This window comes from Congregibacter sp. (assembly GCF_965660375.1).
In the GTDB taxonomy this organism is placed as follows: domain Bacteria; phylum Pseudomonadota; class Gammaproteobacteria; order Pseudomonadales; family Halieaceae; genus Congregibacter.
On sequence record NZ_CBFHZO010000126.1, the window covers coordinates 47,748 to 60,189 of the forward strand.

Annotated in this window: 10 protein-coding genes; 2 read left to right on the plus strand and 8 right to left on the minus strand. The window is 59.0% G+C overall.

Going from position 1 to position 12,442, the window contains the following annotated elements; genetic code table 11:
- Positions 1-4: 4 nt before the first annotated feature.
- The 7 genes from ACTG3T_RS13360 to miaB form a co-directional block, all read right to left on the minus strand.
- Positions 5-490, minus strand: coding sequence for an LPS-assembly lipoprotein LptE (locus ACTG3T_RS13360; protein WP_439102777.1), 486 nt, complete (start codon positions 488-490; stop codon positions 5-7).
- Positions 491-602: 112 nt separating this feature from the next.
- A complete protein-coding gene (leuS, locus tag ACTG3T_RS13365) occupies positions 603-3,062 on the minus strand; it encodes a leucine--tRNA ligase (RefSeq protein WP_439102778.1) in 2,460 nt (819 codons plus the stop codon).
- A 65-nt stretch (positions 3,063-3,127) separates the two neighbouring features.
- Positions 3,128-4,663, minus strand: a complete 1,536-nt coding sequence (gene lnt / locus ACTG3T_RS13370; RefSeq protein ID WP_439102779.1) for an apolipoprotein N-acyltransferase — start codon at positions 4,661-4,663, stop codon at positions 3,128-3,130.
- On the minus strand, positions 4,660-5,502 hold the full coding sequence (locus ACTG3T_RS13375; RefSeq protein ID WP_439102780.1) for an HlyC/CorC family transporter: 843 nt from the start codon (positions 5,500-5,502) through the stop codon (positions 4,660-4,662). The genes lnt and ACTG3T_RS13375 overlap by 4 nt, the downstream gene beginning before the upstream one ends.
- Positions 5,499-6,020: an rRNA maturation RNase YbeY gene (ybeY, locus tag ACTG3T_RS13380; protein ID WP_439102781.1), complete on the minus strand. Its 522-nt coding sequence runs from the start codon at positions 6,018-6,020 to the stop codon at positions 5,499-5,501. The genes ACTG3T_RS13375 and ybeY overlap by 4 nt, the downstream gene beginning before the upstream one ends.
- Complete coding sequence (locus ACTG3T_RS13385) at positions 6,020-7,054, minus strand: PhoH family protein (protein WP_439102782.1); 1,035 nt, start codon at positions 7,052-7,054, stop codon at positions 6,020-6,022. Before ACTG3T_RS13385 ends, ybeY begins: the two co-directional genes overlap by 1 nt.
- Positions 7,055-7,093: 39 nt before the next feature.
- Positions 7,094-8,434, minus strand: coding sequence for a tRNA (N6-isopentenyl adenosine(37)-C2)-methylthiotransferase MiaB (miaB, locus tag ACTG3T_RS13390; RefSeq protein WP_439102783.1), 1,341 nt, complete (start codon positions 8,432-8,434; stop codon positions 7,094-7,096).
- Positions 8,435-8,647: 213 nt separating this feature from the next.
- Between miaB and ACTG3T_RS13395 the strand changes: the two genes are divergently transcribed.
- Together ACTG3T_RS13395 and lon are read left to right on the plus strand one after the other, a co-directional pair.
- Complete coding sequence (locus ACTG3T_RS13395; protein WP_439102784.1) at positions 8,648-8,995, plus strand: DUF1820 family protein; 348 nt, start codon at positions 8,648-8,650, stop codon at positions 8,993-8,995.
- A 171-nt stretch (positions 8,996-9,166) separates the two neighbouring features.
- On the plus strand, positions 9,167-11,668 hold the full coding sequence (gene lon, locus ACTG3T_RS13400; RefSeq protein ID WP_439102785.1) for an endopeptidase La: 2,502 nt from the start codon (positions 9,167-9,169) through the stop codon (positions 11,666-11,668).
- A 195-nt stretch (positions 11,669-11,863) separates the two neighbouring features.
- On the opposite strand, the gene cmoB is transcribed toward lon, so the two are convergent.
- Positions 11,864-12,442: tRNA 5-methoxyuridine(34)/uridine 5-oxyacetic acid(34) synthase CmoB (gene cmoB, locus ACTG3T_RS13405; RefSeq protein WP_439102786.1), on the minus strand; the 579-nt coding region annotated here is incomplete at its 5' end.

The window sequence follows — 12,442 nt, forward strand, 5'->3', positions numbered from 1 at the left end:
GCCGTTATTCGGCGTTAGCCGCGACAAAACTGATTCTGCGCAGGATTTGCGTGGCCAGTTCACGGCGCAGCTCACCCTGCAGCACCCGCACTTCCTCGGCCTTGCCCACAACGTTCTGGGGATCGTTTTCCATCTGCTTGTTGACCGAGGCGGTGGTGCGATCCATGACCTTTTCGCGCTTACTGTTAAAAACGATGAAGTCCGCGCTCATTTGCAGGTCAAATTCGGCCGCGCGGGCCTGGGCGTTTACCGACAGATTGCGCTGACTGAATGTTTCAGGACCCAGGCGCAGGATATGTTGTGCCTCCGCCCGGGGCACCCAGATGATGCCACTGGCACTGAAGGTGGATTCAACAATCCGGGTGAGCTCTCCGTTCGGATCGTTGGAAGCCAAATACATACGGCTCCAGCCTGATGGCAGTGCTGAGGCGCCACCGGTGCCCCGCAGCTGAAAACCACAGGCGGTTATCAGCAGGCATAGCGCCAACACGATCGAGGATCCCCTGAGCCGGCGCCGGGAAGCGCGGTTCGTGGGCAGGTGGCTCCTGAGTAGTGAGCTCCTGAAAAAGCAGGTAAACGAATGCTTGGGCATGGGGCCTAGTCTACCCCACCACAATATTCACAAGCTTGCCCGGCACGACGATCACCTTGCGGATGGTTTTGCCCTCGATAAAGCGCTGCGCGTTCTCGGCCGTAAGCGCCGCCGCTTCCAGGGCGGCTTTGTCGGCATCCGCCGCAACATCCATGCGGGCCCGCACCTTGCCGTTCACCTGTACCACGATCTCCAGCGTGTCACGCACCAGCGCGGATTCGTCCACCGTGGGCCAGTTCGCATAGGTGACGTCGCCTTTACCGCCCAGCATTCCCCACAGGTGATGGCAGATGTGAGGGACGATAGGTACCAACATGCGCACCACGGCATCCAGCCCTTCCTGCATCACCGCGCGGGATTGAGCGCCAGGGCCGGATAGGCGGCCGAGTTCGTTACATAACTCCATGACAGCAGCGATAGCAGTGTTGAAGGTTTGACGTCTGCCCATGTCGTCGCTGACTTTAGCAATGGTTTCGTGAATCTTGCGCCGGGCATCACGCTCCGCGTCGTTCAGTGCACCCGTATCCAATGCGGGGGCAGGGCCCTGATCCGTGTGTTCATGCACCAGCCGCCACAGGCGCTTTACAAAACGGTGCGCGCCCTCAACGCCATCTTCCGACCATTCCAGGGATTGATCCGGCGGCGCGGCAAACAGACTGAACAGGCGCACGGTATCGGCGCCGTGGCTGTCAATGAGTGACTGGGGGTCCACGGTATTGCCCTTGGACTTGGACATTTTGGCGCCGTCTTTGAGCACCATGCCCTGAGTCAGCAGACGGGTGAAGGGCTCGTCAGAACTCAGCAGTCCCTCATCGCGCATGAGCTTGTGAAAAAAGCGCGCGTAGAGGAGGTGGAGAATTGCGTGCTCAATGCCGCCTACATATTGATCTACCGGCAACCAGTAGTCGGCGCTTTCCTTGTCCAGCATGCCGTCGGCAAATTCCGGACAGGTAAAGCGCGCGTAATACCAGGAGGACTGCACAAAGGTGTCAAAGGTGTCCGTCTCCCGTTCGCAGGCCTGACCGTCAAGATCAAACTTGCGCCACTCGGGGTCGGCTTTGATCGGGGATGCCACCCCATCCATGACCACGTCTTCGGGGAGCAGTGAAGGCAGTCGATCTGCCGGGATAGGGATCTCACCGCCGTCGGGAAGATTGAGCATGGGGATGGGCGTGCCCCAGTAACGCTGTCGCGAAACGCCCCAATCGCGCAGGCGATACTGCGTGGTGACCTTGCCTGCATCCAGCTCTTCAAGGCGTGCGGCGATGCGATCAAAGGCGTCTTCGAATCCCAGTCCGTCAAAGTCACCGGAGGCGGTAAGCGCGCCTTTGTCCGTGTAGGCAGCTTCGCTGACGTCCGCGGCCTCGCCCTGCTCATCGCAAATCACGGTTTTGATGGGCAGTTCGTACTTGCTGGCAAATTCGTAGTCACGCTCGTCGTGGGCGGGGACCGCCATGACCGCACCGGAGCCGTAATCCATGAGCACATAGTTGGCGACCCACACCGGGACTTCTTCGCCCGTCAGTGGATGCACGGCGCGAAGCCCGGTATCCATACCGAGCTTTTCTGCCTGGGCCATATCGGCTTCGGCAACCGAGACCTTTTTACACTCTCCGATAAACTGCTCAAGCGCTGGATTATTCGCAGCCAGGGCAAGACTGATGGGATGCTCTGCAGCGAGGCTCACATAGGTGACACCGAAGAGCGTATCCGGGCGGGTGGTGTACACCTCGATGCGCGCCTGGTCGGCGATAGCCTCCTTGAGGCCAAAGGCGAGCTCGACCCCCCGGCTTTTGCCGATCCAGTTGCGCTGCATGATCCGCACGGGCTCGGGCCAGCCCTCGAGCTTGTCGAGGTCCTTGAGCAGCTCTTCTGCGTAGGCGGTGATCCGGATAAACCACTGGGGAATCTCCCGGCGCTCAATGAGCGCACCGGAGCGCCAGCCCCGGCCGTCAATCACCTGCTCGTTGGCAAGCACGGTCTGATCCACAGGGTCCCAGTTCACCGTCGCCATTTTTTTGTAAACGAGGCCTTTCTCGTACAGACGCGTGAAGAACCATTGCTCCCAGCGGTAGTACTCGGGTGTGCAGGTGGCTAGCTCCCGATCCCAGTCAAAGCTGAAGCCCAGCGCTTTGAGCTGTTCGCGCATGTGGCCGATGTTGCTGTAGGTCCACTTTGCCGGCGCGGTCTTGTTGGCGATGGCAGCGTTTTCTGCGGGGAGGCCAAAGGCGTCCCAGCCCATGGGATGGAGCACGTTCTTGCCCAGCATGCGCTGATAGCGCGCAATGGCATCGGAGATGGAGTAGTTGCGGACATGCCCCATATGCAGCTTGCCGCTGGGGTAGGGGAACATGGAGAGGCAGTAGAACTTGTCGCCCTCAAGGGTATCCCGCGCTGCAAAGCTGCGGTTTTCGGTCCAGAACGTCTGCGCGTCGCGTTCGATATTTTGGGGGTCGTAGTAGTGTTCCATGGGCTCTGCTGGGTGCGTTTTTTCGAGCGCGCATGGTAGCAGCAAACCCGTTTTCCGGCGAAGCCTCAGTCCCCGTTATCGACGTCGCGCCAGAGGGTGCGATACATCAGTCCCATGCTGCTAAGGAGTAATCCCAGGGCGATGAGCAACGGCATGGATCCAAAGCTGGTAAAAGGCGTATTGCCCAGCATGACCTGGGCGTTGCCCAGCAGGGTGCTTTCTACAAATTGCTCCGTGCGGGCAATGATCTTGCCGCGATGATCAATGATCGCGGACACCCCGTTGTTGGTGCCGCGCAGCAGATAGCGACCATTTTCCAAAGCCCGCATCCGCGCCATCTGCAGGTGCTGCAGAGGGCCGATGGAGGCGCCGAACCAGCTGTCGTTGCTGATGGTGATCAACAGCTCCGCCCGCTGGGCGCTTTTGGCAACCAACTCGGGATAGACGATCTCGTAGCAAATGAGGGGCGCCACCCGATGATTGCCCGCTTCCAGCGGTCCCTGCTTGCGGTCGCCGCGGCTGAAATTCGACATGGGCAGGTCAAAGAAGTCGATGAGTCCCCGAAGTTGATCCTCCAGGGGAACATATTCCCCAAAGGGCACGAGGCGTTGTTTATCGTACTGGCCTCTACCCTGACCCAGGGCAATGATGCTGTTGAAGTAGCGGTTCTGCGCATCCCGTGTGGGTATGCCGGTAATGAGCGTTGTGTCGCTGAGGCTCGCCCGGCGTGCGATGGGGTCGAGAAAGTCCCCCGCACGATCGGCCACTCGGGGGATGGCCGACTCCGGCCACAGCACCAGGTCCTGATCAAACATGGGCCGCACTGCTCGCTCGTACTGAGCGAGAATGTTCTGGTAGCGGCGTCGATCCCATTTTTGTTCCTGGGGAACGTTGGGTTGGTAGATGGCGACACTCAGCGGTTGTTCGCTGGCGGGGACTACCCACTCAATGGGTTTGAGCATCAATCCGCCCCCCCACAGCGTGGCGAGTAATCCACTATAGCTGAGTACCGTCGCAGGCTGGGGGCTGCGCCAGGTGAGGAATACGCAGCTCGCGGTAAACGCCACCGCGAAGGAGAGACCGTAAACCCCGGTGATCGGCGCCCAACCCGACAGCCAGGTGTCCACGTGGGCGTAGCCGAGATACAGCCAGGGGAATCCCGTGAGCAGCCAGCTGCGCAGCCACTCCCCGAGCACCCAGAAAGCGGCAAAGCCCAGAAGCATGCCGCCGGGTAGAGGCCTGACGATGCGGGTATACAGCCAGGCCTGCAGTGCATGGAGCAGTCCCAGGCCCGCGCAGAACACCAGGGTTAGAAACGTCGCTAGGGCGAATCCGGCGTTGCCATAAACGTGAATGCTGACATAGACCCAGGAGGCGCCAGAGCCGAACAGACCAATGCCGAACAGCCAGCCGCGTCGGAAGGCCTGTGCCGCTGTACAGCTTGCGAGGAGGTAGGCGTAGATGGCGCAGCCCAAAATCGCCAGGGGCCAGAGATTAAATGGCGCGAGAGACAGGGTGACCAGGGCGCCCCCGGAGGGCGCCAGAAGTAAAACCTGCCAGCGGGGCAGAGCGCTCGCGGGCGGGTTCAGGGCGTTGCTCATTCCGCGCCGGGAGGACGTAACCGCAAACTGTGGATTTTTCTCTGGTCGGCGTTGATCACTTTGAACTCAAAGCCGTCGATATGCGTGATTTCATTGCGCGTGGGCATATGTCCGAAGGCGTGCATGACCAGGCCCCCGATGGTGTCGAACTCGTCATCGCTGAATGCCACTTCAAAGTAGGCGTTGAAATCTTCGATGGGCGTGAGTGCCCGAACAAAGAAATCATCATCGGCGATGCGGCGGATAAACTGATCTTCCTCCTCATCCGTCTCGTCTTCGATCTCGCCTACGATTTCTTCCAGAACATCCTCGATGGTGACCAGGCCGGCGACGCCGCCGTACTCGTCAATCACGATGGCCATGTGATTGCGGTTCTCACGAAACTCCCGCAACAGCACATTAAGACGTTTGCTCTCTGGTACCACCACGGTCTGCCTCAGCAGCGGGCGCACGTCAAAGTTTTCGCGGTCATCGGACAGAATCTGTGGAAGCAGGTCTTTTACCAGCAGGATACCGAGGATGTCATCGGGGCTTTCGCCGATCACCGGGTAGCGGGAGTGCTTGCTAACGGAGATGTGCGGCAATATCTCTTCAAGGGTGCTTTCCGCCTTGATCACTACCATCTGTGGGCGGGGCACCATGATGTCCCGCGCCTGCATGCCACTGACCTGCATGGCACCATCGATAATCGACATGGAGTCCTCTTCGATGATGTCGTTCTCCATAGCCAGCTGAAGAATCTCCTTGAGATCCTCGCGGCTGCGTGGCTCGCTGGAAAACGCCTGGGCAATGCGGCTCAAAAAAGATTTTTCTTCGCTGCCGTTGCGATCGTCGCTCATCCGGGCGCTACCTCTGGCTGGGTTGCCGGTGCCTGGTTTTGCGATGTCTGAGTTGCCCGGTCGGCGTTGTAGGGACAGGGCCAGCCAAGGGTAGCCAGCGCCCGGGTTTCCAGGGATTCCATGTGTGTCGCCTCAGCGTCAATTTCGTGGTCAAAACCCAGTAGGTGTAACACGCCGTGAATCAGCAGGTGATCCCAGTGCGCGGCGAGGGACTTGCCCTGGCTCATTGCTTCTTCTCTTACTATCGGCGCGCAAATGATGATGTCCCCTAAAAGATCCAGCGTGACATCAGCGGGTAAATCCGCGGAAAAGGACAGCACGTTGGTCGGCTTGTCCTTTGCCCGATACTGCCCGTTCAACTGCTGCATTTCCGGTTTATCGACAATGCGAAGAGCGGCTTCCCAGTGCTTGCCGGTCTCGGGTGAACCCACTGCTAATGCAGTTTTGGCGGCGCGAAGGAGCGTCTCATCATCCGGGGATTTCTCGACAGTCTCACGAAATACGTCGAGGGTGAGCATCAGGGCTTACTCTTCTCCAGACTTGTGGTGTTCGCGTCATGACTCTCGTAGGCGGCGACGATGCGCTGTACCAGTGGATGACGAACCACGTCTCTGTTGGCAAACCAGGTGAACCCGATGCCCGCCACATCCTCAAGGATGTTGGCTGCATGGGTGAGTCCCGACTGGGTGCCCCGGGGTAAATCAATCTGTGTGGCGTCACCGGTAATCACGGCCGTGGAGCCAAAGCCGATACGTGTCAGAAACATTTTCATCTGTTCCCGGGTGGTGTTCTGGGCTTCGTCGAGAATGATAAAAGAGTGGTTCAGTGTGCGCCCGCGCATAAATGCCAGGGGCGCCACTTCGATAATGCTGCGCTCAATATATTTGCTGACAGTTTCGAATCCGAGCATCTCGTAGAGTGCGTCATAAAGGGGGCGGAGATAGGGGTCCACCTTCTGACTGAGGTCCCCCGGGAGATAACCGAGCTTCTCTCCCGCTTCTACTGCCGGGCGCACCAGAAGTATGCGACGCACTTTTTCCTCGAGAAGCGCCTCTACTGCGCAGGCTACCGCCAGATAGGTCTTTCCGGTGCCCGCAGGACCCACGCCAAAGTTAATATCGCAGTTATGAATGCTGCGCACATAGGCCTGCTGGTTTCTGCCCCGGGGCTTGATGGAGCCTTTGCGGGTTCTGATCACCTGTAAGGTGGAGGCGCCGTCCCCGGTGTTCAGTCCCTCGGTGCCCGCGTGCTGCAGTTGCAGATGCAGAGACTCCGGCGTTACGCCAATGCCCTGGCACACCTCGGCGTAGAGATGCTCCAGGAGCGCACTCGCGGTGGCGACGGCATCTGTGTCACCTTCCAGAGTGAACTGATTGCCGCGGGAGCGGATGGTGACCTGAAGGCGCTCTTCGATTTGGCGCAGGTGCGCGTCAAACTGCCCACACAGGGCAGCAAGATGTCGTGCATCATCAGGTTCTAGGGTCAGCCTGAAAGGCTGCCCGCCCGGACTGGGAGGTTCTGAGGTCAAATCGTTGTTGGTGGCGCTAGCCATGTCGATGGAACTGCAAGAATAGTCACGAATCCGCCACAGTCAACCCGCGGTGCCCGGTATCAATTCACCCCGAAGGGAGTTGGGGAGGGCTTCGCCAATGGTGACATCCACAAACTGGCCGATAAGGCTGTGGTCATCCGCGCTGAAGTTAACCACCCGATTGTTCTCCGTGCGGCCTTGCAACTGCCCCGGATCCTTTCGAGACGGGCCGCTGACCAGGATGCGCTGACGGGTGCCCACCATGTGCCGGCTGATGGCCTGCGCCTGCTGATTAATCCGCGCCTGAAGAATATGCAGCCGGGATTTTTTGGTCTCTTCATCGGTGTCGTCTTCGAGGTCCGAAGCCGGCGTGCCTGGTCGAGCGCTGTAGATAAAGCTGAAGGACATATCAAAGCCGATGTCGTCAATGAGCTTCATGGTTGCGGCAAAGTCGGCCTCCGTTTCTCCAGGAAAGCCGATAATAAAGTCCGATGACAGGCTGATGTCCGGGCGGATAGCACGGAGTTTGCGAATCTTCGACTTGTACTCAAGCACGGTGTGTCCACGCTTCATATTGGCCAATACGCGATCGGAGCCCGCCTGCACCGGCAGATGCAAATGATCCACGAGTTCGGGTATCTCGGCATAGGCCTGAATCAGCGCTTCAGAAAACTCCACCGGATGGGAGGTGGTGTAACGGATGCGGTCGATGCCTGGGATAGCGGCTACAAAGTGGAGGAGCTCGGCGAAATCGACGATGTCACCTTCGTGACTCTCCCCGCGGTAGGCGTTGACGTTCTGTCCAAGAAGGTTGACTTCTCGCACGCCGCGCCCGGCGAGGCTGGCGATTTCGGCAATGACGTCATCGAGGGGGCGGGATACCTCTTCACCCCGCGTGTAAGGGACCACGCAGAAGCTGCAGTATTTGCTGCAGCCTTCCATGATTGACACAAAGGCCGAGGGCCCGTCGACGCTGGGTTCGGGAAGACGATCAAACTTTTCGATCTCCGGAAACGTGATATCTACCACGAGGTTGCCGCTGCCGCGACGCTCGTCGAGCATTTCCGGCAGCCGATGGAGCGTCTGGGGACCGAACACCAGATCGACGTAGGGTGCGCGCTTGCCGATGTCGGCGCCTTCCTGGCTTGCGACGCAGCCGCCCACACCGATGATCAGCTCCGGGTTTTTCTGCTTGAGGTTCTTCCAGCGGCCCAGTTGGTGAAAGACCTTTTCCTGGGCCTTTTCGCGGATGGAGCAGGTGTTGAGCAGGATGACATCGGCGTCATCCTCACGGTCTGTAGGTACCAGTCCATGGCTGTCCACGAGTAAATCCTGCATGCGCGCGGAATCGTACTCATTCATCTGACATCCATGGGTTTTGACGAAGACTTTTTTGCTCACGGCTCCTGACCTTGCGGGCACCTCCTCGCGATGCAACACGCGGGATGAGCCTTGTTAAAAGGGCCGCGGAGTATAGCGCCGGATGTCCCCGCTGCCCAGTGAATTTACTGGTATTCCGGTGGCAGGCTAGGTAGACTCTCGCGCCCGCTAAAACGCGGCAATCCGGAACGTCGGAGGACGTCCGGGCAGCCACAGTGAGTAAACGGAAACGCCATGTCCAGCAGTCCTGTCTATAAAGTTATTTTCCAGAACGGCAACCAGGTCGTAGAGATATTCGCGCGTCAGATTTACCAGAGCGACATGTGGGGCTTCATCGAGGTGGAAGAACTTCTCTTTGGCGAGCGCTCCCAGATTCTTGTGGATCCTGCCGAGGAAAAGCTCAAAACAGAGTTTAACGGCGTTCAGCGCAGCTACATCCCCCTTCACTCGGTGATTCGTATCGACGAAGTAGCCAAAGAGGGTATCGCCAAAATCTCCGATGTGAAGCCCGGCGAGAATACCAACGTGACGTCCTTTCCCATGCCATCCAGCCCCGTGAAGCCTCGCAGCAGCGACGACTAGGCACCCGTTGGGTCCGGCTTGGCTTGGACCCGCTCGACTCCCGAAAAAGACCTGGGTGATTCGCTCGTTCGACCGTGCTCGAGCCAAGCTTGGTGTCAACGCGTATTTGTAAAGTTTGGTTGAAATCGGCGCTGAGCGCCCCATCTCTTTCGTCTAAGCAGAGGAATGTTTATGCCAGACGATAAGACCGACGACCAGGAATCACCGGGTCTGGATTTAAGCGCGGAGATCGTTAACGACGAGGCCGTGCTCAAGTCCTCGACGCCCGCGGTAGCCGACGATGTGCTGCCCGAGTCCCTGTATCTGATACCCGTGCCTCAGCGACCCTTCTTCCCGGGCCAGGTGCAGCCCGTGGGTATGGACATCGAGGAGTGGGGCGGCACCATCAAGGAGGTGATGGAGAGTTCCAATGGGGTGGTGGGTCTCGCCTATGTGGATCCTGGCCAGCTCGGCGGTTCGGAGCCAGACCCGAAACATTTTCCCGAGATCGGTTGTGTAGTGCGCCTCCATCGTCCGCCTATGGTTGCAGAGAATCCAGGTCAATTTTTGGCGCAGGGCGTGCGGCGTTTTCGTATCGTGCGCTGGCTCAATGACAAGCCACCCTATCGCGTGCAGGTGGAGTATCCCCGGAGCCAGGGTGATCGGGAAAGTGATGACGTCAAAGCCTACGCCATGGCGGTGCTCCAGGCGGTCAAGGAACTGCTGCCCCTGAATCCTATGTACAGCGAAGAGCTGCGCCACTACATCGCCAATTTCAATCCGAATCAGCCCAGCCTGCTGGCGGATTTTTCTGCCGCGTTGACGACGGCCAAGGGTGACCAGCTCCAGGAGATACTGGAGACGCTGCCGCTGCAGTCCCGCATGCAAAAGGTTCTCGGTTTGCTGGGTAAGGAAAAGGAGGTCGCGGAGCTTCGCGGCAAGATCACCGAGCAGGTCAATGAGAAAGTTTCCGACCAGCAGCGCGAGTTCTTTCTCCGCGAGCAGATGAAGGTGATCCAGAAAGAGCTGGGTATCTCCAAGGATGATCGCACCTCCGACGCCGAGCGTTTTGAAGAGCGCCTGGAGGCGCTGGTGCTGCCCGACGCCGTGCGCGAGCGCATTGATGACGAACTGCAGAAGTTATCGGTCCTCGAGCCGGGGTCACCAGAATACGGCGTTACGCGAAATTATCTCGACTGGGCGACGCAGGTGCCCTGGGGTCTGACCTCGGAAGATAATCTTGATCTTAAACATGCGGCGACGGTGCTGGATGCGGACCACGATGGCCTGGACGACGTTAAAGACCGCATTTTGGAATTTCTTGCGGTGGGTTCCTTCAAAGGAGAAATCGCAGGCTCCATTTTGCTGTTGGTGGGGCCTCCCGGCGTGGGTAAAACCAGCATAGGCCGCTCCGTCGCCAGCGCGCTGGGTCGGGAGTTTTATCGCTTTAGTCTGGGCGGTATGCGAGACGAGGCCGAGATTAAAGGCCATCGCCGCACCTATATCGGCGCCATGCCGGGGAAGTTTGTGCAGGCGCTTAAGGAGGTCAAAGTCGCCAATCCGGTGATTATGCTGGATGAGATCGACAAGATTGGCGCGTCCTTTCGGGGTGACCCCGCCTCTGCACTGCTGGAGGTCCTTGATCCTGAACAGAACAGTGAGTTTCTTGATCACTACCTCGACCTGCGCGTCGACCTGTCCCAGGTGCTGTTTATCTGCACGGCTAACCAGCTGGACACGATTCCCGGGCCTCTCCTGGATCGGATGGAAACTCTGCGACTGGCAGGTTACGTGGCAGAAGAAAAACTCGCCATTGCCCGCAACCACCTTTGGCCCAAGCAGCTTGAGCGCCACGGACTGGAGATCGACCAGCTCAAGATAAACGATCCAGCGCTGAAGTACGTCATTGAGTCTTATTGTCGTGAGGCCGGCGTCCGTAATCTGGAAAAGCAGCTGTCGCGCATCATGCGAAAGGCGATCGTCGAGTTCGTGAAGGATCGTGGCAAAGGGCGAAGAAAGACCGCCAAGGCTGCCAAATCCATCGCTGAAAAACGGCGTATCGGCAAGCGGGATATCGAGGACCTGCTGGGCAAACCGCTGTTCCAGCGGGAGAAGCCCCAGCGGGGTATTGGTGTGGCGACGGGGCTGGCCTGGACGGCCATGGGCGGCGCCACTCTGCCGGTGGAATCGTCACGGGTACACACCCTCAATCGGGGTTTCAAGCTCACCGGTCGTCTGGGTGACGTCATGCGGGAGTCCGCCGACATCGCTTACAGCTTTATCGTGTCGCATCTTAAGGACTACCGCTGCGATCCGGACTTTTTCGATACCAGCATGGTGCATCTCCACGTGCCGGAGGGGGCAACCCCCAAAGATGGTCCTAGCGCGGGGATCACCATCGCCACGGCTTTGGTGTCCCTGGCGCGGAAGGAGCGTATTCGCCGCCCACTGGCAATGACCGGTGAGCTCACCCTCACGGGGCAGGTGCTCCCCGTCGGCGGTATACGCGAGAAAGTCATTGCGGCGCGGCGGGCCAAAATTATGGAGCTGATCCTGCCCCACGCCAATCGCCGGGACTTTGAGGAGCTTCCCGATTACCTCAGAGAAGGTATCAACGTGCATTTTGCGCGGACCTTCCGGGATGTGTTTGAAACAGTGTTTGAGGATCATCGCCGGGATAAGCCCTTGCATTGATCGTGTCGAGACGTCTTCACGTTTGGGGTGTTGACTGAGCCACTTCGCCCGCAGCATAAGAGGCCCGGCACAGCACAGGATAAGCGAGCCGATCCCCCACCGCTTTTTCGGGGAGTGTTCCTGTGGTGTGCCGGGTCGTCTATGTTTGTTCCGAGCTAACGGTGTTGTGCCCGGAGTGTTCCCTAAGCTGCCATGTTAAGGAGCTTCCGCTATTACGATAGCCCGCCGCGGAGCCGGGTAGCCCTCAAGAGTGAGCGACGAGTCCTCGGGATCGAGAAAATGCTCCAGGGATTGAAAGCTCATCCAGTCAGTGGGGCGTTGCTCCTCCGTGGTGGTGACCGACTCGTCCACTACTCGAGGGTTTTTCCACCCGAGTTTTGCGAGCCAGAGCACGAGCATTGCCGAGCTGGGAATAAACCAGACGTTACCCATGCGGGCGTAGCGGCCCTGGGGCACCAGGCACTGGCGCTCGTCGCCTTCGATAACCAGCGTTTCCAGTACCAGTTGCCCGCCACGGCGCAGACTGTCGCGCAGCGTGGTCAGATGTTCCATGGGCGAGCGCCGATGGTAGAGCACGCCCATGGAGAAAGCCGTGTCAAAGGCGTGCAGCTTGGGTGGCAATTTCTCTATGCCCATAGGAAGAACGCTCACTGCAGGGTCCTGTATGTAGCGCTGCAGCGCGGCAAACTGGATGACAAACAGCGGCGAGGGATCGATGCCGATAACCTCCGCGGCCCCGGCGCCGCGCATGCGCCAGCAGTGATAGCCATTACC

Excerpts from the sequence above, each read along its gene's own strand:
- ACTG3T_RS13375 (WP_439102780.1), bottom strand. The coding sequence starts at position 5,502 with ATGAGCGACGATCGCAACGGCAGCGAAGAAAAATCTTTTTTGAGCCGC.
- ACTG3T_RS13385 (WP_439102782.1), bottom strand. The coding sequence starts at position 7,054 with ATGGCTAGCGCCACCAACAACGATTTGACCTCAGAACCTCCCAGTCCG.
- lnt (WP_439102779.1), bottom strand. The coding sequence starts at position 4,663 with ATGAGCAACGCCCTGAACCCGCCCGCGAGCGCTCTGCCCCGCTGGCAG.
- ACTG3T_RS13395 (WP_439102784.1), top strand. The coding sequence starts at position 8,648 with ATGTCCAGCAGTCCTGTCTATAAAGTTATTTTCCAGAACGGCAACCAG.
- lon (WP_439102785.1), top strand. The coding sequence starts at position 9,167 with ATGCCAGACGATAAGACCGACGACCAGGAATCACCGGGTCTGGATTTA.
- ybeY (WP_439102781.1), bottom strand. The coding sequence starts at position 6,020 with ATGCTCACCCTCGACGTATTTCGTGAGACTGTCGAGAAATCCCCGGAT.
- leuS (WP_439102778.1), bottom strand. The coding sequence starts at position 3,062 with ATGGAACACTACTACGACCCCCAAAATATCGAACGCGACGCGCAGACG.